Raw genomic sequence first — 24,216 nt, forward strand, 5'->3', positions numbered from 1 at the left:
CTCTGTGATGTGCTGCCTGCCGTAGGGGATAGGCTTTTGAGGTATGTTTTCTGAAATCTGTGTCACGGGTGGTCGTTATTTTATATCCTGCTGCTTTACGTGTATCAGACACTAAACGCCGGGTCAACGTGCTGGCGTATTTCCTCACGCAGCTGCTCCACGCTAAGCCATTCTTCGTTCGTGCCTGAGTTATACTTGAAGCCTTCTTTTACCATCTTTCCGCCATGAGCCTTCAGGAAATCTTCCGTCGTCCAGGTAGGAGGGATGGCAGGAAGGATAACGTAGTATTTATCCAGTTCTACGGTGCTGAGAGAATCTGTTTCAGTTATCATCTCCTCATGCAGCTTTTCGCCTGGTCTCACGCCCACTACTTCCTGCCTGCAATCAGGACCTATCGCTTCGGCCATGTCGGTTATAACGTAAGAAGGTATTTTAGGCACGAAAATCTCCCCACCCCAATGATGCTCCAGAGCATGGAAAACCAGCTCTACCCCTTCTTCCAAAGATATATTGAAGCGCGTCATTTCCGGATGGGTGATCGGTAGTACACCCTCTTTTCTTTTCTTCATGAAAAACGGCACCACAGATCCCCGCGACCCGATCACGTTGCCGTAGCGGACAACAGAGAAACGGATATCGCGTTTGCCCTTCATGTTGTTTGCGGCTACAAACAGTTTGTCGGAGCACAGCTTTGTTGCCCCATACAGGTTAATGGGAGCGGCTGCTTTATCTGTAGAAAGGGCTACTACATCCTTCACCCCACAATCCAGTGCGGCATTGATGATGTTTTCTGCCCCCAGAATATTGGTCTTGATGCACTCCATTGGGTTGTACTCGGCTGCAGGCACCTGTTTCATGGCGGCGGCGTGAACAATAATGTCAATGCCTTCGCAGGCCCGCTTAAAACGCTGCCCGTCGCGCACATCCCCAATAAAATAGCGTATTGAATTGTACCTGCTATGGGGGAAAACCTGAGACATCTCAAACTGTTTCAGCTCATCGCGGGAAAAAATCACAAGTCGATTTATATGAGGGAAGCGGGCATAAACCATCTCCACGAACTTCTTGCCAAAGGAGCCTGTGCCACCTGTTATTAATATAGACTTGTTGTTTAGGTCTAAAGACATTCTGATATGTATGCTTTCTTTATACAACAGGTGTTTTCAATCACCTATTCAGCTGCAAGATACTCTTTTTTCAGCACTTCTTTTCTATGGTGCTGATGAGGCAGGCGGGTTATCTGCCCTCCATGAGCTGCTTTATTATCTGCGCCAGTTCTTCCGTGAGTGCCTGCCTGGAGTAACGGGCGTGGTTAATAGAGGGTAGATCCTGATTCGGGTTTATTTTCCAGGCGTTACTTACCTGTGTCATGTGGTCTACCATCAGGTCATAAGCTGTATAGTGGAAAAGGCGGCCGGCTCCGCACTCGTCAATAATGCGGTCGGTGTCGGAGTGAACGGGTCCCAAACAGACGATTGGCTTATTAGCTGCAAGATATTCAAACAGTTTTCCTGGTACGTTCGAGTAAAGTGTGTCCACATCTGCAATGGCCAGCAGCAGCAGCGTGCTTTCCATCAGATACCTGATGGCCTCCTCATGCGGGACATACGGCACAAATTCTGTTATACCCAGAATACCGGCTTTTTCTATTCGCTTCTTAACCCCATCTGATACCTGGCCCACAAAGCGCAGCTTGTAGTTTATCCCGCTATGCACCGAAAGCATGTGAGCCAGCACCTTCAGGAAAACATCAATGTTGTAGCTTTCCGTAATGGTGCCGACATAGGTAATAAGCAGTGTGTCCTGTGGCGGGTTGGAAGTTACCCTGAAATCTTCAGCATCATACCCATTCGGGATGACATGAATCTTGTTTTCACTAATACTCACCGGCTTGTTCAGGAAAAGGCGCTTGGTGTCTTCGCTGGTAACTATAATGGCATCCGCCTCCTCCAGTACCTCCTGCTCATACTTTTCGTCGAGGCGTTTGGCTAGGGCAGTATGGTGTAGCTGGTCGTAGTAATGTATATTGGTCCAAGGGTCACGTAAGTCTGCTATCCAGGGCAGGTTATACTTCTTCTTCAGTTTCAGGCCTATTAATTGTGTGGAGTGTGGTGGGCTGGTGGTAAGTATGGCTTTGAAAGAGCCATGCTGAAGTAGCTCTTCTGCTTTTCTCAAAGCATGTTTGTTCCAGCCGACACGTGCATCAGGTATAAACAGATTTCCACGTACAAATTTAAAGACCTTGTCTACCAGCGTATCTTTACCTTTCTGGTTTGCAAACCCGCTAAAGGGTATCTCTTTTTTGCCGGATAACTTCTTATAGTATTCGAAAGGCTCTGTGGTAGCTGTCCGGTATACCTTTAGCCCCTCCGGCACCTCTTTTTCAAAGGTTGGATCAAGAAGTGGGTAGGAGGCCTGTTTTTCATCCACAGTGAGAATGGTAGGCTGCACATTGAAATGGGGAAAATATTTGCAAAATTTTAATCCCCTTTGTACTCCAGGGCCACCGGAAGGGGGCCAGTAGTAAGAAATATATAATACGTCAGTCTTTTCGTTATTTTCCAAGGTAAATTCCTCTGCTTTGCTATCGTCTCAAATATAAAAATATTATTACGCACCTGCGCATTTGCTGTTTCTATATAAGTTTGCCTCCGCTGTGTGAGGATGTACAACTGAGCGGAATTGCTGTGACACGATTGGTGTTTATTCTATAAGCTCCGGTGGCAGCACCACAAGTATAGTATAAAACTGACAAAAACCATTTTTCAACTACTTTCAGTTGAACTTGTGATCAAGAATTCGTAATTAAAAGAGATAATGCTTATTTTTGTAAGTAAATCCAGAAATAGAGATGTTTGATAATTTAAGTAACAAATTAGACCAGGCTTTTAAAACACTTAAGGGCCAGGGAAGCATTACAGAAATCAACGTGGCGCAAACCATTAAAGAGGTGCGCCGTGCGCTCGTGGATGCTGACGTTAACTATAAAGTAGCCAAAACTGTAACCGATAAGATCAAGGATGAGGCAATGGGCCGCGATGTTTTAATCGCTGTGTCGCCGGGGCAGCTGATGGTGAAAATTGTACATGAGGAGCTGACAGCGTTAATGGGTGGTGAAAAGCAGGATATTAACCTGAAAGGTGACCCGGCTATTATTCTCATTGCAGGATTGCAGGGCTCGGGTAAGACAACCTTCACCGGTAAGCTCGCGAGTTACATCAAAAAGCAAGGCCGCAATGTGCTGGTGGCCGCCTGCGACGTGTACCGTCCGGCTGCTATAAATCAGCTGCAGGTGCTTGCAGGGCAGGTAGGTGTGGAGGCATATACTGAGCTGGAGAACAAAAATCCGGTGCAAATTGCCCTGAACGCCATTGAGCACGCCAAGAAGACAAATAAGAAAGTAGTCATCATTGATACCGCCGGCCGTTTGGCTGTGGATGAGGCAATGATGAAAGAAATAGCGGAGATAAAGAATGCTGTAAAGCCAACCGAAACGCTTTTTGTTGTAGACTCTATGACAGGCCAGGATGCGGTGAATACGGCCAAAACCTTTAACGAGCGCATCAACTTTGATGGCGTGGTGCTGACAAAGCTGGATGGTGACTCCCGCGGTGGTGCAGCCCTTTCTATCCGTGCTGTAGTAGAGAAGCCTATTAAATTTATCTCTACTGGTGAGAAAATGGAAGCGTTGGATCTGTTCTACCCGGACCGTATGGCCCAGCGTATTTTGGGTATGGGTGACGTTATCTCGCTGGTAGAGCGTGCGCAGCAGGCTTTTGATGAGGATGAGGCAAAGCGCATTAACAAGAAGATACGCAAAAACCAGTTCAACTTTGATGACTTCCTGACGCAGTTAGAGCAAATCAAGAAGATGGGTGACATCAAAGACCTTGTTGGTATGATACCCGGTGTAGGCAAGGCTTTGAAAGATGTTGAAATTGATGAAGGTGCCTTCAAACCGATTGAAGCTATTATTAAATCAATGACCCCTGCCGAACGCGAAAATCCGGATATGATCAGCGGTAGCCGGCGCCATCGTATTGCAAAGGGTAGTGGTACTGACGTGCAGCAGGTAAATAACCTGATGAAGCAGTTCAATGATATGCGTAAAATGATGCGTTCCATGAACAAGATGGCCGGTAAGCGCGGTGGCCTGGGTAACTTAGCTAATTTGATGAAGAAGTAATTCTTGTTCAGGAAACGTGTGAACATTATAAAGCAAAAGGGGCTGCACTTATGACAAGTACAGCCCCTTTTGTTTTACCTCAAAGGCAGGCATCTCCATTAGAAGTTCAGATTAAAAGGCTCAGCACAAATCTTTCTGGCCATCCACTTGAAAATGATTAGACGCTCCTCTCAATATCCTTTTTTGTTTTCGTTTTTCTCCCAGGCATCAAAGCCTTTTTTTGCTTCTTCCGGTAAGAGTTGTTGCATGGGTATTTTGCGTGCTTCTATCGGCTTTTCGATTTCATCATAGATGAGTGCGTCGTCAAAGCCAACGCGGGCGGCATCCTCGCGCGTGTTGCCATAGTACACATTCCTGAATCGGGCCCAATAGATAGCACCCAAACACATTGGGCAAGGCTCACAGCTGGTATACAGGTCACAGTCAGATAAGTCGAAGCTGCTCAACGCTGTTGATGCTTTACGAATGGCATCTACCTCGGCGTGGGCGGTAGGGTCATTTGATGCGAGCACATTGTTAAACCCACGTGAGACAATCTCTCCGTTTCGAACAACCACGGCTCCGAATGGTCCTCCAAATCCTTCTTCCATTTTTTCTACAGAAAGGCGAATAGCCTCTCGCATAAACTCTTTCCTATCCTTCATGTGCTTCCGTTTGGGTATGAATTACAGCAGGTTCTTTTAATTTAAAAATGAGCTAAAAATGCCATCAAATAGGTTCTTCTTTATTTACCTATCCATATACATCATCGTATCATTAAGAACCTGTCCTGCTTTTATACTGTGATTTTTCCATCTGTTTGCCTCCTATACGCAACACGGATAAACATGTGGCACCTTCTTTTGTGCCACCTAAAGATATTTCAGTGCAGGATACTGTTGCTATACTATAAATAATTGGTTGCTACGTGAGCGAATTTTATAAGAAGGGTAATTTCAGCCGGTAAAACCTGTAGAGCCAATACTGCTGGTGCTGTAGTCCTTGTCTGAATGATTCAAGTTTCCGGCAGCTGGTTGGCATTTATATTTAGTACATAACAGAGTCAAAAAAGCAGGAGAAACGGGAGATAAACGAGATCAGGTGCCTGAGTAGTTTGCAGGTAGGGAATATGGAGGGACCCGTAAAACTAGGCGACATGGCTTACAAGTGGCAAATCGGGAAGCAGAAATCACGTCAACTCACTCCAAGTCAACATGAATTTGGAGACCAGAAGCTGATTTTTGAACCGTCACCTCGAACGATTTTACTCAAAAATAGCTTACTCGGCACTTGTGCTTTTTATCGCATACTCGCCGTGTAAGCTACTACATCTTTGCGCTCTTCCTTAAAAGAGGTAGTTGAGTGGTGTTCTTCAACTATACTTGTTCTACGTGGCAAATCTTCAATAGTTTACGGTGCGCCTTTTTAACTATAGGCCATAAGTGATTTACCAACAGGGTTATAGCAAGACATTTAGCGTATAATATCTAATGAGGAAGCACTTGCGTATTTATGGCTGAGATTAAATTCGAACAAAAAAACAAAATCATGAAAAGAGAATTCAAGCTGTATTCGATGCTCACACTGTTTATTTGCCTCATGGCTTTTAGCAGTTGTACCACTACGAGAGAGCAGGAAATAGAAGATGAATTAGGCGAGTTCAGAACCTGGGTAAGCAAGGAAACCTCCCAACTAGCAAATAAAACCGAAGAAGACTGGAAAACCGCAAAAGAAGACTTCAGGATGCGCACGCAGGAACTCGACCAGAAAGAAGACCAGTTCACTGAGGAGCTGAAGGCAGAGTACCAGCAACTGAAACAGGAGTTTACTGAGGCTGACGAGTCTTATGAAGAGGTGCGTATGCAGGCGAGAAAGTCGGAGTGGGAGCGAAACCTCCTTGGCCGTTGGGCTGACAAGGCCACCATCAACGCAGCCAATGTACGGGAGGCTTACATTACCTTTATGGATAATGTGCGTGCGAAGAATGAAAACTGGACAGATGCCGACTGGGATATGGCAAAGTTAGTGCTGGAAGAGCTAAATGAACGGAAAAGTGAGATAGAGGGCAACATTGATACGGATACGGAGGTAAAAATCAAAGCTTTGCAAATGGAATTCCGCACACTGGAGACAGCTGCTGACATAACCGGAGATTAAACAATTATCCGACCCTCCTGGGCATTACCGTAAAGTATTGACTTCCCCTCCTGATGGCGGTAGCCACTATACCAGGCTAGCAGCGCATCAAATTGGTGCCAGTTTTGAGGTACTACCTTTAGTTGAAGATTAAAAAGGTCCTGCAGTGCCTCTGCGAAAACGGGGAGTGCTGCAGGACCTTTTTTGTAATCTGGCAGCTCTGGCAGCAACAGTCTGGCGAGTGCCGAGGGATACGTTTCTATTACGCCAACGCCCTTTTCTGCTAACTGTACCCGTAGCTTTATGGCTCGTGCCGTCAGGGCGCCGATAAACATAGGTGACATTGCCTGTAACTCGCGGTCAGCCTGGCGGTAAAAATAGTCGGAGTCAGGGTTGTGAGTTTTCTGTATATATACTTTGGGCAGCGTTAAAGGTGCATCCAGATAAAGTGTCTTAGGCTGTAGCTCCTCCACAAGTTCCAGTAACCATATATCTGAATCCTGCCCCTTAGCAGTTTGCCACACCTGTAGCTGTCCATTAATCAGCATGGCTGCCGCCGTGGTGCCTGCCAATTTTGCGCCAAAGTCCACGCCCATGTGCTGTAGCTCCTCTTCGCTCATCATTCTTTTCTTCCTGCATTGTGCCTGTAAATGCCAATTGAAACGTGGCATTTACATTTATTCTGATAAGATATTTACGAATAAAGTAGAAGTTCAACTTGAACAGTCAGGACATAAATTTAATACTCCGGCAGAAGGTATTTCTTCAGCTTCACAGTGAGTTGCTATATACTACCGTAAATGGTGTTGCCCTACCTTACTTTTCGGGAGAAAGCACAGCAAGCTTATGAGATGATGTAGCCGGAACCGGTTGAAGCCGATAGCTCTGAACCATTTTTTTATGCAGTGTTTCTGCTCCCCAATAGCCACTGGCTATGTTACGACGGATAGTATAAAGTGGCTTTTCATCGTCCATACTGTTGGCCAGTTGGAATGCTGCTGTAATGCCACGCTTCTCTAATTCAGGTATGGCTTCTTTATTCCAGAGCCCAAACGGATAAGCAAAATAGGTTACCGGTTTCCCGGTAATATCCGCCAGTACTTTACCCGGCTTCTCGACCTGCGTCACCCAAGCCTCACCTTTCAGTTTCTTCACGTTCTGATGATCCCAGGTATGGCTTCCTATGGCGTGTCCGCGATCTGACAGATCTTTAACCTGCTCTCTGCTCATATACCGCGGGCGGCCCAAAGAGACTGTCATCACAAAAAACACACCTTTGAATCCGTGTTTTTCCAAAGTCGGTGCAGCAACAGTATACTGGTCAAGGTTGGTATCGTCGAAGGTAAGCATGATGGGCTTCTCAGGTAAGGGAGCACCTGTTGTCAGGTATGCCATCAACTGATCAGGCACAATAGTGTGGTAACCGCTATCTGCCAGCATTTTCATGTGCTCTTCAAAGCGGGCAACGGGCACAATATAATCCTTGGCCTGCTTCGAATCAGAATCTTTCCAGTCACGGATCTGGTGGTAACAAAGGATGGGTACCTCTGGGCGTTCCAGAACTGTTTTAGCATCAACCTTTAGGTCTATAACCGGAACAACACTAGCAGAAGATGTCTCATTCACTTCGGGAGGAACAGTACTGGCTGCTGTGCGTGTGGCGTTCGTGTCGGGTGGTGTAGCGGCAGTTATTTTTTGTGTTTTAACCTCACCGCAGGATGTAAGAATGAAAGTAGCGGAGGCAGTAAATGTGCATAAAATGCGGGCGATATGCGTAGTCATATTATTATTGGAATATGATGTAAAATACGCATTTCTATATATCTGCAGCCTGATTCAGGAATAAAATTTTGATTTAATTTAGCTCTTCTACTATAAAAGCTCAGTTGTTTTAACACAAGAAGACAAGTAACTTTTATATAGTTCCGGCTGCTACTGTATGGTAAAGAGGGGCCTGCTGAAAATGTGCTTTGTGGCTGCTCAAACTCCCGCCTTCGCTTCAGTTGGAGAACATGCTATAATTGCGGGACTTGAAGAGTTCTGAGGTGATAACAGGGAGGGTTTGGAAGAATGGTTTCAGCAAAAAACTACTGAGATGTTATTACTTTCATACCATGCCCGAAGCAGACGCTTGTTTATACAAGTTATACCATATTGGTGCTGCCAGGCATGTGCAGAAAGCTGATGGTGAAATTTAGCTTTAACAAAGGGCTAAGAAATTAACTGATGCTTCAGTTGCTGTATTATTCTGAGGTGATGGTCAAAGTGATCCTGCAGAAATGTCAATGTTTGGGGTAATGTAAGAGGTCCTGCAAAAGGGTGCTTAAACAGACACTTATCCAGCAATTCATCAGGTGTTTCTGTCAGTACATCTTCTAAAGTAAACCGTACATCGTCCCACTCTTTTCGCAGGTCTGAAAGCACGGCTGTATCTGGAACAGTGGCTACAGGAGCAGGGGCTTTGTATTTGCGGCCAGACTGCAGCGCCAGCTTAAGCAGGAACGACTTAATGTAATTAGTAAAGGAAGAGGAGGCTAATTCCTCTTTTTTCCTCAGCTTATGTTGCACAAAGCCCATTGTTACTCTATCCACCAAAATCAGGTGTGCCACATGCTGGATTATTGACCATTTTCCTTCCTGGGTCTGGGTGTTCAGCAAACCTTCATCAAGCACTTCCAACTCATCCAAAAGCAGGTTTCGTGATTTCTCCAACCGAAGGTATTTCGCTTCAAGTTTTAAATTCATAAGCTCAATATGGCTATAAATCTCTGTACTCATGGTCTCGAAAGGTAAAAACATTGTTTAAAGCTACCGTTATTCTAGATAAAGTCAATGCAATATATAGTAAAAACTAACGTAGTATAATTGTATTTTATGAGTATTCACCAAATTCATGGTTTAGTGATTAATTGCATTATTAAAAAGCTATTTTAACTTAGAACATTTGTTCCGAACTTGCATCAAACCGACCTTACAAAATGGAAAAAGACCCTATAGGACTAGCTTTAGCAGATTATTTGAAAGGGGCGAAAGATGCTGAAGTGGTGGTTGCCAGTAACCTGACCGAGGATGATGTGATTCCGGTGCATTATCTTTTCCGAAGTCTAAAGGAAATGCCAAAGCTGGAGCTAATTGCATTGGAGGCCTGCAAGGGGGCTGTATTGGACGTAGGAGCAGGGGCTGGTAGCCATACCCTTGAACTACAAGCGCGTGGGCAGGAGGTAACGGCGTTGGATGTGTCGGCTGGGGCTGTAGATGTGATGCGGCAACGGGGAGTGAAGCAGGTGCTGCATCAGGATGTGCTTGCGCTGAAAGGACAACAGTATGATACGCTTTTGATGCTGATGAACGGTATCGGAATTGCAGGTACCCTGGTGGGGCTGGAGCACTTCCTGGAGCATGCTAAAAGAATTTTGAAACCAGGCGGCCAGATATTGCTGGAGTCATCTGATATTCTGTACATGTATGAAGACGAAGAGGGAGGCGTTTTGCTGGACCTGAACGCGGGATACTATGGTGAAGTAAAATATAAAATGCATTACAAAGAGGCGGAAAGCGGGTGGTTCGACTGGTTATTTGTTGATCCTGCAATATTGGAAGACTATTCCACTCAACATGGCTTCACTTTTGAAATTTTGTATGAAGGAGAGTTTGGTGAATACTTGGCATGCCTGGTTCTATCCGAAGTGTAGCAGCATTCCTTCCATTTTGACTTTCTTTATAGCTTGTTATACCATGACAGAATCGCCCTTCCCTTTTGTGCCCTACCATCCTGTATATTTAACAGAGGAAGAGACTCTGCAGCGCGTGCGGGAATTTTACCAGTTGATGGATAAGCGCCGCACAGTCCGTGACTTTGCAGAAAAGCCAGTTGCAAAGGAAGTGATTGAACAGCTCCTTCTAACAGCCTCCACTGCACCGTCTGGAGCACATAAGCAGCCCTGGACTTTTTGCGTAGTTGCTGATCCGTCACTTAAAAAGCAAATAAGGGCAGCCGCCGAGAAAGAGGAGTATGATTCTTACCATGGCCGCATGACGCCGGAATGGCTGGAAGACCTGGCGCCCTTAGGCACAGACTGGCAGAAGCCGTTTCTGGAAACTGCGCCTTACCTGATTGTGGTGTTCAAGAAAGCGTATGATTTTAGGCCGGACGGCACAAAGCGAAATAACTATTATGTTTCAGAGTCGGTTGGTATTGCCTGTGGTTTTCTGATAGCAGCCATTCAGCAGGCAGGCCTTGTAACCCTCACCCATACTCCTAGCCCGATGAATTTCCTTACAAAGCTGCTGAAGCGACCGGAAAACGAGCGTCCATTTTTACTTTTGCCTGTAGGTTATCCTGCCGATGCGGTACGGGTACCTGATCTGAAGCGGAAGTCCCTGGAGGAGGTGTCGGTATGGTATGATCAGAAGCCCTGTTAAAGCGTTTCCCCTTCATTTCATCGTTTATAAATTCACCTATCGGACATTGTGCCGTAATAGAAAAACTGATGCCTGCTGTTTATTCGCATTCAAGAAGCTTCAACAGGCGTGAATTTTAAATAGCTATTGCACATGAAACAGGGATTTTTAACAACTTGGGACATCATCAAGACAACCTTCAAAGAGTTTGCAGATGATAAACCCCTTGATTGGGCAGCCATCATTGGCTTTTATACTATCTTTTCCATGCCTGCAGTGCTGATTATACTTATCAGGATTGCAGGTGCCGCTTTTGGCGAGGAGGCAGTAAGGGGAGAAGTGGTGCAGCAGGTTGGCGGAATAATTGGCCGCAACAGCGCGAAGCAGATCCAGAGTATTATTGAGAACGCCAGCCAATCAGATTCAACAACCATCGGAACTATCATCGGTATTGCTACTATGGTTTTTTCTGCCACAACAGTTTTCGTGGCCCTGCAGGACTCCATCAATGCTATGTGGGAGGTAAGGGCGAAACCAGAGCGAGGCTGGCTGAAACTCATCATAGACAGAGTGCTTTCTCTGGCGCTTGTTGTGAGTTTGGGTTTCCTGTTGCTGGTGTCGCTTTCTGTAGACATTGTATTAGGTGTAATAGATGACTACCTGCGGCAGAAAGTGACAGGTGTAGCCGTCTATTTTATGACTGCCGCCAATGTTACTGTTTCTATTTTTATCAGCATTCTCATTTTTGCAGTTATTTTTAAAGTGCTACCAGATGCAAAGATAAGGTGGCGCAATGTATGGGTGGGTGCTGCTGTAACCGCAGTTCTGTTTGTGCTGGGCAAATTTGTTCTAAATATTTACTTTCAGCACGATCCGCTTACAGATTCTTATGGCGCCGCCGGTTCATTGGTGCTTATTCTGGTGTGGGTTTATTATGCCTCCGTTATTTTTCTGCTAGGAGCTGAGTTCACTCAAGTGTATTCTAAAGTGCACGACAAGGGCATCAAACCGCAGGAAAACGCAGTGAGAGTGCGCACAGAGGAGATAGAATCAGAAGATTAGGAACGGGTTGATGAATGAGATTAAAAAGCAAAAGCGAAGCTCTTTATAGGAGCTTCGCTTTTGCTTTAAGGAGCGAAACAGCTTAATTAAGCTTGCTTCTGATACATGACTTGTTTCACGGCGTCAATCGTGCGCTCTATGTTTGGAAGTGAGGCTTCTATCAAAGTAGGAGCGTAGGGAAGCGGTACATCGCGGCAGGTCACGCGCTTCACCGGGGCATCCATATAGTCAAAAGCATTGCTTTGGATGTGGTAAGCCAGTTCAGCAGAGATAGATGCCAGTGGCCAAGCTTCTTCCACCACTACCATACGGTTTGTCTTTTTAACAGACTCAATCAATGTTTTATAGTCGATAGGGCGTACTGTGCGCAGGTCAATTACCTCCGCATTCACACCGTCTTTCGCCAGTTCATCGGCAGCAGCGAGTGCTACTTTCATCATCTTGCCAAAAGATACGATCGTTACATCAGAGCCTTCGCGCTTGATGTCAGCAACGCCAATCGGTAGCAGATACTCTTCTTCAGGCACTTCGCCCTTATCGCCGTACATCTGCTCCGACTCCATAAAAATTACCGGATTGTTGTCTCTGATAGCAGACTTAAGCAGTCCCTTGGCATCATAAGGGTTGGATGGCACAATTACTTTTAAGCCTGGAGTGTTGGCATACCAACTTTCAAAGTTCTGAGAGTGCTGCGAAGAAAGCATACCGGCGCTACCAGTTGGGCCCCTGAAAACCATAGGAGCACTGTACTGGCCACCAGACATAGACATAATTTTGGCGGCAGAGTTAATCACCTGGTCAATCGCTACCAACGAGAAGTTGAAGGTCATAAACTCGATGATGGGGCGCAGCCCGTTTATAGCAGAACCCACTCCGATACCGGCAAAGCCAAGTTCGGCAATGGGTGTGTCGATAATGCGCTCCGGACCGAACTCATCCAGCATGCCCTGGCTTACTTTATAAGCTCCATTATAATCAGCTACTTCTTCACCCATCAGGTAAACGCGTTCATCGCGTCGCATTTCCTCTTGCATGGCTTCGCGGAGAGCTTCTCTAAATTGTATACTTCGCATATATAATCTTTTATGTCTTCTGTTCAGGAAGTAAAATTAAAAGAACTATGTCAATTTCCAATGTACTTGCTTGTTTTCTGCCCCTGCATTACAATTTGAATGCGTCTCTGAAAGATTCTTTCTTCCTGTAAGCATCGAACTCCGGATCTTCAAGCGCCTGCTCCATGTAAGCGCGATCTGCCTGTATTGCCCTGATCAGCCCGTGCTTCAGCAACGACTCGTTTTGCGTGCGTGCACCTATAACGGCCATGCTATAGTAGGCGAGGGCGTCGTCCGGCTTCAGTTCCAGGGCGCGGGTATAGTACCTTTCTGCACCCTCATAGTTCTCCTTCAGCATATAACTGAGGCCAAGATTCATGTTAGTCTGGTAGCTGTCGCCGGCATAGCGCAGGCTGGCAATCGCCTCGTCATACTGGCCAATCTCTATTTCCAGGGCCGCTTTATCGGCGAAAATCCGCTGGAGAACGGATTCTTCGGGGCCTAGTTTGATGGCAAAGTCATAATACTGGAGTGCCTCCAGCATATCGCCGCGCTGGTGGTAGGCGCTGGCCAGGCTGTAATACACATGTGGTGTAGGGTTACGGAAGCCGGCGAAGGAGAGGTTATGGATGGCTTTGTCCAGCAAGGCCTTCTTTGCCTCCGGCCTGTAGTCTTTGCGGGCCATCTCGTTGTAAACAACGCCCAGGTTATAGTAGGCAGGCCATTTATCTGTAGATTTAACAGCTGCCTCGTAGAACTTGCGCTTTTCCGCCAGTAGCGGTGTAAGCGTGGCTGCATATTGCAACTCTTCTTCCGTCAGTTGGTCTGCATCTGCTTTTTCCTCGGCTATTTTTTTGGCCAGGATATACAACTCATAATCAGTTTTACGGCTACGGTTGTAGTTCATTTCCACACTGGCTGTGCGAAGAGAGGGATAGATGTAGCGTTCGATGTAGCTGAAAGCCTCTGTCTGTTTCAGCCCACTAAGCTTTGCAATCTGGCTCTGATCACTACTGAGAATGGCAATGGCTTCCGCTTTTTCCTCACTTGGGAGGGCAGAGGCCTGCAGCCTCTGAAGCAACAGATCCAGGTCAGCCTTTTGTGCGCTTGTACGGATATCGACTTTCTTGCCGCTGTAATCAAGCGTCTTTATTTTTTTGCGATAGTAGTCCTCAAGGGACTCTGCCCGTTTTTCAGCCAGTTTGCTCCCGGACTCGTCCGGCGACTGGCTGGCTGTAATGGTGATGCTTTGCGCTTCAACATTATCCAGTACGTACTGGTCCAGCACCTGCAGCCTTGAGCCGAGGTTACTGCGGAGCTCTGTTTTGTTCTCCTCAAAAAAGAAGGCGAACTTAGCAGGCTGATTTGCCTTTTCTTTATAGGTATCGGGTATAAAGTCAAACTCATTATTGCGAACCAGCAGGAGTGGCGTTGTTACCAGCCCCGTAGCTACCTGCTTGTGATCCGTATAGCGAATATCACCGTCCTTGTTGTCGATGGCACGCCCCTGCACCATCAGGCGGCCTTCTTTCTTTTTAGGTGTATAAGGAAAGGAAAGCTGCCTGGTGATGGTAGGTTCGCCTTCTTCATAAATGAACTCCCCGAATTGGAAATTGTAAGTGGCAATATTTTCACGCTCCAGGCCATACTCATAGTAGATGTCAAGCTTGTAGGTTTGATTGTCTCTTACAAGCTTTTCCGGCACCTGCGCCCTCAGTTCAAAGTTAACCTGCTGGCCATTGGCTGCCAAGGGATTGGGTAGTGCCGTTACCTCCTGCTTTTTTTCGGCGGTTCTGACCATACGCTGCAATGTGCAACTGGAACTGCCAACACAGAGGGTGAACGAAAGGAGCAGAACTAAACTTTTATTCTTGTTATACTGTTGCATATCCTGATATATGCTTTGAACGTAAATAAAGTAATTAAAAACAATATCACTGTTCCGGTGTTACTTACTTTACAATTCAAGCGGGGTTGGTTTTGCTTTTGTAATACAAAGCGTAAATTAGTGATTTAAATTTAACGTAAATGAAGCGACTGCAATACTTTATCGAATCTCAGGCATTTGGCGTATGTACAATGCTGGGAGATAAGCTTGGCATTGCTACAAGTAGCATCCGCCTTTCATTTATATACCTGTCTTTTCTGACGATGGGCTCACCTGTGCTTATTTACCTGATGCTGGCTTTCTGGTTGAATGTGCACAAGCACTGGCGCCGTGAACGCAGTACCATCTGGGACTTATAACTCCTGGACTGTCCTTTTCTGCCTGATAAAATACTTCCAGACGATACTGCCTTTGTAAACGCCCGGAACGTTAGGGAAATTTCCTTTGTGCTGTTGCGCCTTCCTCTGTTTTTGCCAGTAGTGCCTGTGGCGCAGCAAATCAGCATGTGCGTCTAACACAGCCTGCGCGTCTTTCCTTTGCCCTGCTATTACCATACGCAATGCCGCAATCCAATCCAGCACTACACGTATAAGCATTGTTGTTAAAAACTCTTTTGAAGGTATGTTCTTATAAAGAAGGGCTAGACCATTTCTGAAATTCAGGTACGTTTTCCGTGGGTTTGATTTGTGCAGCGTTCCTCCGCCAACATGAAAGACCTGGCTGTGGCCGTTGTACATGACCCTGTAGCCGGCATTCTTGGCACGCCAGCAGAAGTCTATTTCCTCCATATGGGCAAAAAAAGCAGGTTCCAAGCCTCCCAGCGCATGGTATACATCTGCTCTTACAAACATACATGCACCCGTTGCCCAGAATATTTCCTGCACATCATTATACTGCCCCCTGTCTTCCTCCAGTGTCTCAAACAAGCGTCCCCGACAAAATGGATACCCTAAGGTGTCTAACATACCGCCTCCGGCCCCCGCATACTCGAAGTAACCCGGGTGCTGCCGGGCATTGATTTTTGGCTGGCAAACAGCGATGCGCGTATCAGCGTCCATCAATTCTATTATGGGCTGTAACCACCCTGCAGGCACAGACACATCAGAGTTCAAAAGCACGTAGTAAGTTGCATCTACCTGCCTGAGAGCCTTGTTATATCCTTCGCAGAAGCCATAGTTTTCTGGCAATGGAATAATGCGCACCTGCGGGAAGTGGTGCTGTAAAAAAGTGATGGAGCCGTCGGTGGAGGCATTGTCGGCTACTATTAGCTGGCAGCCCCCGCTGTGCTCCACTACCGATGGCAGAAACTCCTGTAAATACCGAAGCCCGTTCCAGTTAAGGATGACAATGGCTGTTTGAGAGGTATTATAGACCAAAGCTTCCTAAGTCTAAGCCAGGTATATTTGGCAATAGGCCTTCGGTATTTTTTTTCATTTCTTCCTGTGCACGTTCTGCGGCTGTGAGCATAGCATTGTTAACAGCGGCAACCACTAAGTCATTGACCATTTCACGGTCGCTCACATTCATAATGGTCTCATCAATCTCGATCTTCAGGAGTTTACGCTGCCCGTTTACTGTTGCCTTCACTAACCCGGCACCCGATTCAGCAGTAACGGTTATATCTTGTAGTTTGTCTTGTGCTTCCTTTAACTTGGCCTGGACTTCCTTCATTTTGCCCATCATGCCCATCATGTCAAACATAGTTTTTCTGTTTTGGTGAATGTATCTGTACGAGGTTCAGGCTGCTTTGCCTGTTGTTTCGATGCAAATATAAGCATATCAATGCTTATAAAATATTGTAGCCATGTATGGTGATGCTGCCACATTTAGCTGCCTTTTCTCAAGGGTCATGATTTTTTCCAGAAGAAATCATCTGGATAACAGCAACCCCCTTTTAACGCAGGAGAGTAATGGTGCCTGAGCGACGCTTTGTAGTACCAAAACTGTTGCGGGCTATAATTTCATATGCATATGCGCCAGTTTGTACTCTTTCTCCTTTGTAGGTTCCGTCCCAGCCAGCATCTGCTTCAGTACCTTTATAGATAACCTGCCCTAAACTATTATAGACCTTTATAGTATAGCTTTGGTATAACCTGCCTTTGATTGTGAATATATCATTCAGGCCGTCTCCGTTTGGGGTAAAGCCCGAAGGCACAACCAGCAGCAGATCCTGCTCCACAACAACCAGGTTAGAATAGGTAATTGCAACCCCATTTGCTGACGTTGCCCGGATACGGTAACGAAGCAGCGGCTGTTCATCACTAAGGGCTCTGTCGGTATAGGTGTTTCCAGTGGAGGTGTAGCTGCTGACAATGTTGTTGCTTTCATCCAGCAGTTCCACTGTATACTGCCTCACGTTCGTAGGAAAACCTTCATAACCAGTCCAGGTAAGCAACACGGCTGCACCGTTATTCTGCTTTTGCGCAGTTAAGAGAATAGGGCAGGAGACATTGCTGGTGGCGGAGGTGTTGCCGCAGGCATTTGTATAGGTGGCCCTGTAACATACCTGTTTCAAGTCAGCATTTTCGTCTGTAAAGGTTGCTTGTGGTGCCTGGCTTAAATACTGAAACGAAGCTCCTTCCATGCTTCTCTCCAAAACTACCTGCTGCGCAGTCTCTCCCTGTGGGAGCTCCAGGTTAAGCAGGACATTATTGTTCAGGTCAAAAGTGGTAAACAGGTAAGCTGCTGCTGGTAAGGTAGTAGATGTGGCCTGCACCTCCTGTCTGGCAGATACAGACAAACTGCCGTCTGAGGAAACACCCCTTATCTCATACTCATCAGGCTGTCCGCAGCTAACATCCGTGTCAACGAAAGACTGTGTGGAGGGTGGTAATGTGCGGAAAAGGGAGCCGTTTTTATATATTTCGAAAGTACCAGTAAAAGGCATGCTTTTCCAGTCCAAAGAAATCTGTTCGTTCCCTGAAGTGGCTTCCAGGGCAATCGAACTGACCTTGTTGGAGACAGGCAGACTAGTATTGCACACATCAACAGGCTTTACAAGATATTGCAAGCCTTCTGTAGTATTCACATTCTGGAGGGTATAGTTGAGGGAAGTCTGGGTCATGTTCTTCAGGGTATCTATTGTACCAAAGCTGTTCCCTTGCCACTGCTGCACAACATAACTGTACCCTGGCTGCATGTTCTGTAGCGCCAGTTGAATCTGACCGCTTTCTGCCTGCTGCACAACTGTCAGGTTGTGAATAAAAGGTTGAGGTGCGGGAGGCAATGTAATTACCTCTGTGGTACTTATGCCTGAGCATGTGCCTCCAATAAAATTCCCGATGACTGTAATAGTGTAAGTTCCCTGAGCACTATAGGTATATAATGTAGAACTCGTTGGCAGGGCACTTACTGGCGGCTGCCCGTCTCCGAAGTTTATCGTATAGCTGTCGAAACTGCTTTCGGTAATGTCAACTGACACGGTGCCGTTGGCGCAGCTTCGGGTACTAAAGACAGGAGATGGTACTTCCCGGACCTCGAACACCCTAGACACCGTGTCTGTTAAGGTATTACCCCCGTAATTAGCTATCTGCAGCACCCTATACCTTCCTGGTGTAGTATAGGTGTGGGTTTTAATGTTAGAGGATGGCGTTGGAATAGGAGACTCCTTTTTATAGTTGAAGAGGTAGTATTCGTTCTCATCCGGCACCTTGTCCCCGCAGTCCTGGAACCTTACCTGCTGGCCTACACATAGTACCTCCACTTCCTGACCCTGCTGATTATAGGCATTGAAGCACCTGTCGTTCTGTGCCCAGGAGGTAAAGGAGAAGAATAGGAAAAAGATGTACAGCAGGTGTTTCAAGTATGCGTGATGAGGGTGAAAAGAAACTAAAGATATAATGCAGCACCTGGGAATTTATTGTGTGGAATTAGTCAATGCGTACGGTTGGCTCATATAGCATCGGTTTATAATGAATAAGCCCTTAAAAAGTCAATGCTGGCTTTAATATCATTGTGCAGCACCCGATCAGTGGTAACAAAAGATACTTTTTCACGGTAGCGCGCCACCATCTCTTCCAGTACCTGAGAGGTTTTAAGTGGGCGTCTGAACTCCAGCGCCTGTGCAGCATTCATCAGTTCAATGGCCAGTATCCGCTCCAGGTTTTGTACTACCTGATATAGTTTCGTGGCAGCGTTTGCGCCCATGCTGACGTGGTCCTCCTGGTTGTTTGAAGAGGAGATGGAGTCAACAGAGGCGGGGGTACAGAGTTGCTTGCTCTGGCTCACAATAGAGGCGGCCGTGTACTGGCTTATCATGAAGCCTGAATTCAACCCTGGCTCTGCTATTAAAAACTCCGGCAGATTGCGGGCTCCCGAAATTAACTGATAGATGCGTCTCTCTGAAATGTTACCCAGTTCTGCCAGCGCGATGGCCATAAAGTCCAGCGTCAGGGCCAGTGGCTGCCCATGAAAATTCCCACCGGAGAGGACTTCATCTTCCTCCGGAAAGATATTCGGATTGTCTGTTACCGAGTTGATTTCAGTCAGGAAAACCTGCTCCGCGTATGCTAAAGCATCTTTAGAAGCGCCATGCACCTGCGGCAGGCACCGGAATGAGTAGGGGTCCTGCACATGCTGCTTTTCCTGCTGTGTCAATTCACTGCCTTCGAGCAAGTGGCGTACTGCCTCTGCTGTCTGTAACTGCCCCTTATGCGGGCGCAGGCGGTGTATAGGTTCTTGGAAAGGCTCCAGCAGCCCATCAAAAGCATCCAGTGAAAGAGCTCCAATCAAATCTGCCTGCTGCGACAACCGCCTTGCCTGCAGAAGGGCCAACACACCGTACGCAGCCATAAATTGTGTACCATTCAGCAGGGCTAATCCTTCCTTCGCTTTCAGCGCTACCGGTTCCCAACTGAACATATCCAGCACGTGCTCGCTGGCCAGTTTGTACCCTTGAAAGGAGACTTCGCCCATTCCGAGCAGGGGCAGGCACAGGTGCGCCAAAGGTGCCAGATCACCACTGGCGCCTAAAGAACCCTGCTGGTATACCACCGGGTAAATATCCCTGTTGTAAAAGTCAATGAGCCTCTTCACTGTTTTCAGCTGTACACCACTATGTCCGTAAGCCAGGGACTGAATCTTCAGCAACAGCATGAGTTTCACTACCTCCTGTGGCACTTCGCGCCCGGTGCCGCACGCATGCGACATAACCAAATTCCGTTGCAGTTGCTCCAGGTCTGTGTGAGATATCTTCTTGTTGCAGAGGGCGCCAAAGCCAGTGTTGATGCCATAGATACTCCGGCCGGGAATATTCACCTTCTGCTGCAGGTACTCGTGGCAATGCACAATGCGTTGCTCCGCCTCTTCTGACAAAGCCAATTTATGCTGCGCTGTCAGAATAACCTCAATTTTTTCCAGGCTAAGGTGCTGGTTGGAGATGTAATGAACATTTGCCATTCTCTTATTTCAGTAGGCTGATTATCTCATCAACTGTCACGTCCTGCTGCTCGCCTAATTCCATATTGCGCAGCTTTAACTTTCCACTGGCCATTTCTTCAGAGCCAATCAATATAACGTAAGGAATATTCTTTTGGTCAGCATAACCCATTTGCTTCTTCAGTTTGGCAGGTTCAGGATATAACTCTGATGCAATGCCTTCGTCACGCAGCCTCTGCAGTACTGGCAGCGCGTATTCTTCAGACTCTTTGTCGAACTGAACTATAAGCGCCTTTGTGCCAACCTGGCTACTTTCAGGGAACAGTTGAAGCTCTTCGATAACATCGTAGATGCGGTCTACACCAAAGGAGAAACCTACACCAGATACCCCCTGAAGGCCAAACATGCCCGTGAGGTTATCATAACGGCCACCACCGCTGATGCTGCCCATACTCACATTATTTACCTTCACTTCGAAAATACAGCCGGTGTAGTAGGAGAGGCCCCTTGCCAGCGTTACATCCAGCATCAGGCGCGGGTTACCAGATTCGTTCTGCGCAGTCAGCGCGCTACTATTCAGCCTGCTGAGGTAACGCCAGACATCATATAAATCCTTCAGTCCCCGCTGACCTTCTGCTGTTTCACCTAATATTGTTTGCAGCTGCTCTAAAATAGCCTTGTTACTTCCCTCTAATGTATAGAGAGGCTCTAGTTTAGTAACGGCCTCTTCTGAAATTCCACGCTCCAAGAGTTCTTTCCGCACACCTTCCTGCCCGATTTTGTCAAGTTTATCTATGGCTACGCAAATGTCTCCCTCACGCCCTTTTTCTCCAATCGCTTCCGCTATACCAGCCAATATACCTCTGTGGTTTATCTTGATGGTAAAATCCGTTAGCCCTATGGTTGTCAGCACTTCGTTTACCATTTGCACAATCTCTGCCTCACACAGCAGCGAATCGGTGCCCACCACATCGGCATCGCACTGGTAGAATTCGCGGTAACGCCCTTTTTGAGGACGATCGGCGCGCCATACAGGCTGTATCTGGTAACGTTTGAAAGGGAAGGTGATGTCATTGCGGTTCATCACCACATAGCGCGCAAAAGGCACCGTCAGGTCGTAGCGGAGGGCTTTCTCGGTAATTTTAGAAGTCAGGTGCTTGTGTCCCTGCTCAATATCTGAATGGTTTGTCTTAGCCAGAAAATCACCGGAATTCAGGATCTTAAAAATAAGTTGGTCTCCCTCATCCCCATACTTGCCTGTGAGCACCGACAGTTGTTCCATAGCGGGTGTTTCTAGGGGCAGGTAGCCAAACTTCTCAAAAGTGCGCCTGATGACGCTAAATATGTAGTTTCTCCTGACCACGACAGCCGGACCGAAATCACGTGTTCCTTTCGGTATAGATGGTTTTTCTTTACTCATGCTCATGCTGTTTTGCAGGCGCAAGTTACTAAAAGCTTAATTAATAATGTGAATGGGTATTTATTAGAAGTAGGAACATATCATAATCTACCTCCTTTTTCGTTTAGCTATAGGTTATAATGATAAGGTTAAAGCCTTCATGATAAAGTACAGATAAGAGCAGGGGGTATCAGCAACATCTAAAACTATTTGTAGATGAAGGGGGCTTTCAATATGCAAAAAATAAAGTTTTAACAATGAGTAAATATATTTTTTTAACTATACATTTATCACTTATTTTGGACCTTTAAAAGAAAGGATACAAAAGCAATTATTTATTTTATTGCTCAAGCAACCCTTGATACATGAACTGGGTCCTAGGTTTGGTGAAATAAAAGACACCTCATAGAGAAACGGTTTTAAATACCATGTTACATGAATATCACTGCCACAACCCAAACCAAACAAACAAACTTAGTTAAACCAGCTTTGTTGCAGAAGCTGCTCCTCTTCCTCTTTAGCAACAAGAAGTCTTTTGCTTTTGAAGTTACAGATAGGAAGTACCTGCTATTCACGGTTGACTTGTTGCTGATTTTGCTAGCAACCTTTATCTATAGCAGATCTTTTATATCACATTTAACGTTAGCAGAGGCTTTTCAGCAGTATTGGCCTTGGTTTATAGCCGTTACTGTCTACTGGAGCTTTTTCTCCTATGTGTTTGACCTTTATAACCTTGAGAAGGTTAATAAGTTTTACACCATAGTGAAAAACATTCTCATAGCATCTACACTAACAGTGGGGTGCTACTTGCTTCTGCCATGGTATACACCTGCGCTACCAGATTCCAGGCTATTTATATTTCTTTTTTATATCAATACAGTCTTGTCCCTCATCACCTGGAGGTATGTTTACACCCGGTTGCTCATCAGACCACTTTTTTTAAAGCGTGTAATCATTGTAGGCTCCGGTTGGCCAAGTCAGGCACTGATAGATGTTTTCGCTAACGGAGATATATTCAATTATCACCTGGGATATAAGGTTGTGGGGTTGCTAGATGAGACGGTTACTGGATCGAGCTATAAGGGTGTTCGCATACTTCAAAAAATTCATGACCTTCCAAGACTCATGAAGCGTTTGAAAGTAGATGAAATTATCGTGAGTGACTCCTTAAATGATGAAAGCAGCAATCGCTTTTTGCTTGAATTAACAAAGTGCCGCATGAAAGGTATAGATGTGACTTCGTTAAGCGATTTTTACGAAGAACTTACAGGGAGAGTACTGGTACATAATTCCGGAAGAGACTTTTATCTTTCTTTCCCTTATAACAACAAACATTTTAAAAATGCCTATCAGGTTTTCAATAGAGCCACAGATCTGGTATTCGGAATCTGTGGCGTAATGGCTTGCCTGTTTTTCCTGCCTCTTATTTACCTTGCCAATATGTTGTTTAGCAAAGGCCCGTTATTCTATTCACAGGAGCGGGTAGGGTTATATGGCAAGACCTTTAAGATTACCAAATTTCGTTCAATGGTAATTGATGCTGAAAAAGATGGCGCAGCCTGGGCTCAAAAGAACGATTGCCGTATTACACCCATAGGAAAAATTTTACGGAGATCACGTATAGATGAGTTGCCTCAAGCCTGGAGTGTGCTGAAAGGAGATATGAGTCTTATTGGACCACGGCCTGAGCGCCCTGTTTTTGTGGAGCAATTAAAGCAGGAAATTCCTTTTTACGACACGCGCCATCTGGCAAAGCCAGGCATCACTGGTTGGGCACAAGCAATTTATAAGTATGGTTCTAATACTGATGATGCTTTGATGAAGGTGCAGTATGACCTCTATTATTTGAAAAACAGGTCATTCTTGCTAGATATCAAGGTTATACTTAAAACCATAAGCGTGGTATTGCGATTTAAAGGAATGTAAACCAAAATTGACTATTATGAAAAAAGGAGCTAGTAATCTTTACTAGCTCCTTTTTTCATTCCTGATACTTCGTAGGGCGAATAGTAGAAGAAATAAAGAGCATTGAAGAGGGCATAAAATACTATCCCTTTATTTCCCTGTAGTACTGATTCTGTGAGAAAGGAGACAGAAATTATCAGTAAAAATATCTGGTATATGGTGTCGCCCCTACGAAAGGCCACTATCGAAGGGAGCAGCAGCGTCAACAATAAATAGAATGTGCCAATCAAACCAAGCATAACTCCTGTGTGGAGGTACTGGTTATGGGGGTTATAACCAAGCAGGCTATTAAGGTTTCTTTCTTCATAATGAATATCCAATGCATCCTGACCGTCTCCTGTGCCTACGCCAAATAAGGGATTCTGCTCAATTACCTCTATGGCTGTTCTCCAAAAGACCAGCCTCATCATCATGCCTGTTCCAGGATTATCGCTTTCGTAGGCTTTGCCTGCTAAGTTTATATCATTTGCAAAGCGGTGCTTTACTACGGGTACATAATTGACAATAGCAAAGAATATAAGTACCACCGTTGCACAGCCTGCTACTATACTATACCAGGATAAACGGTGCCAGACATGCTTTAATAGCAGTAATGGCAGAATAACGATGTATAAAACTATTGCTATTCGTGAGGCAAGGAAAAAAATTGAGATGGAGAGAAAAATGAATAGGAAGAGTTGCAGTGACATCCTTCGTCTGTTGAGCAAGAAGGAAGGTTGCAAGATTTGCTCCAGCAGTATACAAACAGCCAGCAGCAGATACATGGCTGCAT

At 45.9% G+C, this 24,216-nt stretch carries 21 protein-coding genes; 7 read left to right on the forward strand and 14 right to left on the reverse strand.

Features of this window, described 5'->3' with window-relative positions; genetic code table 11:
- Positions 1-104 precede the first annotated feature (104 nt).
- On the reverse strand, positions 105-1,127 hold the full coding sequence (gene pseB, locus ACFS7Z_RS00445) for a UDP-N-acetylglucosamine 4,6-dehydratase (inverting) (RefSeq protein WP_377479191.1): 1,023 nt from the start codon (positions 1,125-1,127) through the stop codon (positions 105-107).
- Between the two features lie 109 nt (positions 1,128-1,236).
- Complete coding sequence (locus tag ACFS7Z_RS00450; protein ID WP_377479194.1) at positions 1,237-2,430, reverse strand: glycosyltransferase family 4 protein; 1,194 nt, start codon at positions 2,428-2,430, stop codon at positions 1,237-1,239.
- Positions 2,431-2,851: 421 nt separating this feature from the next.
- Here ACFS7Z_RS00450 and ffh point away from each other — a divergent pair, with 421 nt between their 5' ends.
- A complete protein-coding gene (gene ffh / locus ACFS7Z_RS00455; protein ID WP_377479197.1) occupies positions 2,852-4,186 on the forward strand; it encodes a signal recognition particle protein in 1,335 nt (444 codons plus the stop codon).
- A 170-nt stretch (positions 4,187-4,356) separates the two neighbouring features.
- On the opposite strand, the gene ACFS7Z_RS00460 is transcribed toward ffh, so the two are convergent.
- Complete coding sequence (locus ACFS7Z_RS00460; RefSeq protein WP_377479200.1) at positions 4,357-4,830, reverse strand: nucleoside deaminase; 474 nt, start codon at positions 4,828-4,830, stop codon at positions 4,357-4,359.
- 883 nt (positions 4,831-5,713) lie between these two features.
- Here ACFS7Z_RS00460 and ACFS7Z_RS00465 point away from each other — a divergent pair.
- On the forward strand, positions 5,714-6,322 hold the full coding sequence (locus tag ACFS7Z_RS00465; RefSeq protein WP_377479203.1) for a hypothetical protein: 609 nt from the start codon (positions 5,714-5,716) through the stop codon (positions 6,320-6,322).
- On the opposite strand, the gene ACFS7Z_RS00470 is transcribed toward ACFS7Z_RS00465, so the two are convergent.
- From ACFS7Z_RS00470 to ACFS7Z_RS00480, 3 genes are all read right to left on the reverse strand, one after another.
- The gene (locus ACFS7Z_RS00470) at positions 6,319-6,924 is read right to left on the reverse strand and encodes a hypothetical protein (protein WP_377479206.1); all 606 of its coding nucleotides are present in this window, start codon (positions 6,922-6,924) and stop codon (positions 6,319-6,321) included. The genes ACFS7Z_RS00465 and ACFS7Z_RS00470 overlap by 4 nt on opposite strands.
- Positions 6,925-7,117: 193 nt before the next feature.
- Positions 7,118-8,083 carry a polysaccharide deacetylase family protein gene (locus ACFS7Z_RS00475; protein ID WP_377479209.1) on the reverse strand — a complete coding sequence of 322 codons (966 nt, stop codon included), beginning with the start codon at positions 8,081-8,083 and terminating at the stop codon, positions 7,118-7,120.
- Between the two features lie 429 nt (positions 8,084-8,512).
- Positions 8,513-9,046 carry a DinB family protein gene (locus ACFS7Z_RS00480; protein ID WP_377479212.1) on the reverse strand — a complete coding sequence of 178 codons (534 nt, stop codon included), beginning with the start codon at positions 9,044-9,046 and terminating at the stop codon, positions 8,513-8,515.
- Between the two features lie 233 nt (positions 9,047-9,279).
- Here ACFS7Z_RS00480 and ACFS7Z_RS00485 point away from each other — a divergent pair, with 233 nt between their 5' ends.
- From ACFS7Z_RS00485 to ACFS7Z_RS00495, 3 genes are all read left to right on the forward strand, one after another.
- Positions 9,280-9,993 carry a class I SAM-dependent methyltransferase gene (locus tag ACFS7Z_RS00485; RefSeq protein ID WP_377479216.1) on the forward strand — a complete coding sequence of 238 codons (714 nt, stop codon included), beginning with the start codon at positions 9,280-9,282 and terminating at the stop codon, positions 9,991-9,993.
- 43 nt (positions 9,994-10,036) lie between these two features.
- Positions 10,037-10,723, forward strand: coding sequence for a nitroreductase family protein (locus ACFS7Z_RS00490; protein WP_377479219.1), 687 nt, complete (start codon positions 10,037-10,039; stop codon positions 10,721-10,723).
- A 132-nt stretch (positions 10,724-10,855) separates the two neighbouring features.
- Positions 10,856-11,764: a YihY/virulence factor BrkB family protein gene (locus tag ACFS7Z_RS00495; protein WP_377479222.1), complete on the forward strand. Its 909-nt coding sequence runs from the start codon at positions 10,856-10,858 to the stop codon at positions 11,762-11,764.
- Positions 11,765-11,850: 86 nt separating this feature from the next.
- On the opposite strand, the gene ACFS7Z_RS00500 is transcribed toward ACFS7Z_RS00495, so the two are convergent.
- Both ACFS7Z_RS00500 and ACFS7Z_RS00505 read right to left on the reverse strand, forming a co-directional pair.
- Positions 11,851-12,837, reverse strand: a complete 987-nt coding sequence (locus tag ACFS7Z_RS00500) for a pyruvate dehydrogenase complex E1 component subunit beta (protein WP_377479225.1) — start codon at positions 12,835-12,837, stop codon at positions 11,851-11,853.
- 88 nt (positions 12,838-12,925) lie between these two features.
- On the reverse strand, positions 12,926-14,617 hold the full coding sequence (locus ACFS7Z_RS00505; protein ID WP_377479227.1) for a tetratricopeptide repeat protein: 1,692 nt from the start codon (positions 14,615-14,617) through the stop codon (positions 12,926-12,928).
- Between the two features lie 227 nt (positions 14,618-14,844).
- Here ACFS7Z_RS00505 and ACFS7Z_RS00510 point away from each other — a divergent pair, with 227 nt between their 5' ends.
- A complete protein-coding gene (locus ACFS7Z_RS00510; protein ID WP_377479231.1) occupies positions 14,845-15,063 on the forward strand; it encodes a PspC domain-containing protein in 219 nt (72 codons plus the stop codon).
- Here the strand turns inward: ACFS7Z_RS00510 and ACFS7Z_RS00515 are convergent.
- From ACFS7Z_RS00515 to hisS, 5 genes are all read right to left on the reverse strand, one after another.
- Positions 15,058-16,080 carry a glycosyltransferase family 2 protein gene (locus ACFS7Z_RS00515; protein ID WP_377479234.1) on the reverse strand — a complete coding sequence of 341 codons (1,023 nt, stop codon included), beginning with the start codon at positions 16,078-16,080 and terminating at the stop codon, positions 15,058-15,060. The genes ACFS7Z_RS00510 and ACFS7Z_RS00515 overlap by 6 nt on opposite strands.
- Complete coding sequence (locus tag ACFS7Z_RS00520) at positions 16,070-16,405, reverse strand: YbaB/EbfC family nucleoid-associated protein (protein ID WP_377479237.1); 336 nt, start codon at positions 16,403-16,405, stop codon at positions 16,070-16,072. Before ACFS7Z_RS00520 ends, ACFS7Z_RS00515 begins: the two co-directional genes overlap by 11 nt.
- A 193-nt stretch (positions 16,406-16,598) precedes the next feature.
- Positions 16,599-18,506 carry a gliding motility-associated C-terminal domain-containing protein gene (locus ACFS7Z_RS00525; protein ID WP_377479240.1) on the reverse strand — a complete coding sequence of 636 codons (1,908 nt, stop codon included), beginning with the start codon at positions 18,504-18,506 and terminating at the stop codon, positions 16,599-16,601.
- 104 nt (positions 18,507-18,610) lie between these two features.
- Complete coding sequence (gene hutH, locus ACFS7Z_RS00530) at positions 18,611-20,101, reverse strand: histidine ammonia-lyase (RefSeq protein WP_377479243.1); 1,491 nt, start codon at positions 20,099-20,101, stop codon at positions 18,611-18,613.
- 4 nt (positions 20,102-20,105) lie between these two features.
- Entirely contained in the window at positions 20,106-21,500 is a 1,395-nt protein-coding gene (gene hisS, locus ACFS7Z_RS00535) for a histidine--tRNA ligase (RefSeq protein WP_377479246.1), read from the reverse strand.
- Between the two features lie 414 nt (positions 21,501-21,914).
- On the opposite strand from hisS, the gene ACFS7Z_RS00540 reads away from it, so the two are divergent.
- Positions 21,915-23,405 carry a sugar transferase gene (locus tag ACFS7Z_RS00540; protein ID WP_377479249.1) on the forward strand — a complete coding sequence of 497 codons (1,491 nt, stop codon included), beginning with the start codon at positions 21,915-21,917 and terminating at the stop codon, positions 23,403-23,405.
- Positions 23,406-23,434: 29 nt separating this feature from the next.
- Here the strand turns inward: ACFS7Z_RS00540 and ACFS7Z_RS00545 are convergent, their stop codons facing one another.
- Positions 23,435-24,133 (reverse strand): O-antigen ligase family protein, encoded by a 699-nt coding sequence (locus ACFS7Z_RS00545; RefSeq protein WP_377479252.1) that lies wholly within the window; start codon positions 24,131-24,133, stop codon positions 23,435-23,437.
- Between the last annotated feature and the right edge of the window lie 83 nt (positions 24,134-24,216).

Origin of the sequence: Pontibacter toksunensis, from assembly GCF_042686245.1 — a bacterium.
Taxonomy (GTDB): domain Bacteria; phylum Bacteroidota; class Bacteroidia; order Cytophagales; family Hymenobacteraceae; genus Pontibacter; species Pontibacter toksunensis.

Bases quoted from the DNA above. Each gene is read 5' to 3' on its own strand.
- pseB (WP_377479191.1), bottom strand. From the start codon at position 1,127: ATGTCTTTAGACCTAAACAACAAGTCTATATTAATAACAGGTGGCACA.
- ffh (WP_377479197.1), top strand. From the start codon at position 2,852: ATGTTTGATAATTTAAGTAACAAATTAGACCAGGCTTTTAAAACACTT.
- ACFS7Z_RS00460 (WP_377479200.1), bottom strand. From the start codon at position 4,830: ATGAAGGATAGGAAAGAGTTTATGCGAGAGGCTATTCGCCTTTCTGTA.
- ACFS7Z_RS00465 (WP_377479203.1), top strand. From the start codon at position 5,714: ATGAAAAGAGAATTCAAGCTGTATTCGATGCTCACACTGTTTATTTGC.
- ACFS7Z_RS00470 (WP_377479206.1), bottom strand. From the start codon at position 6,924: ATGATGAGCGAAGAGGAGCTACAGCACATGGGCGTGGACTTTGGCGCA.
- ACFS7Z_RS00475 (WP_377479209.1), bottom strand. From the start codon at position 8,083: ATGACTACGCATATCGCCCGCATTTTATGCACATTTACTGCCTCCGCT.
- ACFS7Z_RS00480 (WP_377479212.1), bottom strand. From the start codon at position 9,046: ATGAATTTAAAACTTGAAGCGAAATACCTTCGGTTGGAGAAATCACGA.
- ACFS7Z_RS00485 (WP_377479216.1), top strand. From the start codon at position 9,280: ATGGAAAAAGACCCTATAGGACTAGCTTTAGCAGATTATTTGAAAGGG.
- ACFS7Z_RS00490 (WP_377479219.1), top strand. From the start codon at position 10,037: ATGACAGAATCGCCCTTCCCTTTTGTGCCCTACCATCCTGTATATTTA.
- ACFS7Z_RS00495 (WP_377479222.1), top strand. From the start codon at position 10,856: ATGAAACAGGGATTTTTAACAACTTGGGACATCATCAAGACAACCTTC.
- ACFS7Z_RS00500 (WP_377479225.1), bottom strand. From the start codon at position 12,837: ATGCGAAGTATACAATTTAGAGAAGCTCTCCGCGAAGCCATGCAAGAG.
- ACFS7Z_RS00505 (WP_377479227.1), bottom strand. From the start codon at position 14,617: ATGGTCAGAACCGCCGAAAAAAAGCAGGAGGTAACGGCACTACCCAAT.
- ACFS7Z_RS00510 (WP_377479231.1), top strand. From the start codon at position 14,845: ATGAAGCGACTGCAATACTTTATCGAATCTCAGGCATTTGGCGTATGT.
- ACFS7Z_RS00520 (WP_377479237.1), bottom strand. From the start codon at position 16,405: ATGTTTGACATGATGGGCATGATGGGCAAAATGAAGGAAGTCCAGGCC.
- hutH (WP_377479243.1), bottom strand. From the start codon at position 20,101: ATGGCAAATGTTCATTACATCTCCAACCAGCACCTTAGCCTGGAAAAA.
- hisS (WP_377479246.1), bottom strand. From the start codon at position 21,500: ATGAGTAAAGAAAAACCATCTATACCGAAAGGAACACGTGATTTCGGT.
- ACFS7Z_RS00540 (WP_377479249.1), top strand. From the start codon at position 21,915: ATGAATATCACTGCCACAACCCAAACCAAACAAACAAACTTAGTTAAA.
- ACFS7Z_RS00545 (WP_377479252.1), bottom strand. From the start codon at position 24,133: ATGTCACTGCAACTCTTCCTATTCATTTTTCTCTCCATCTCAATTTTT.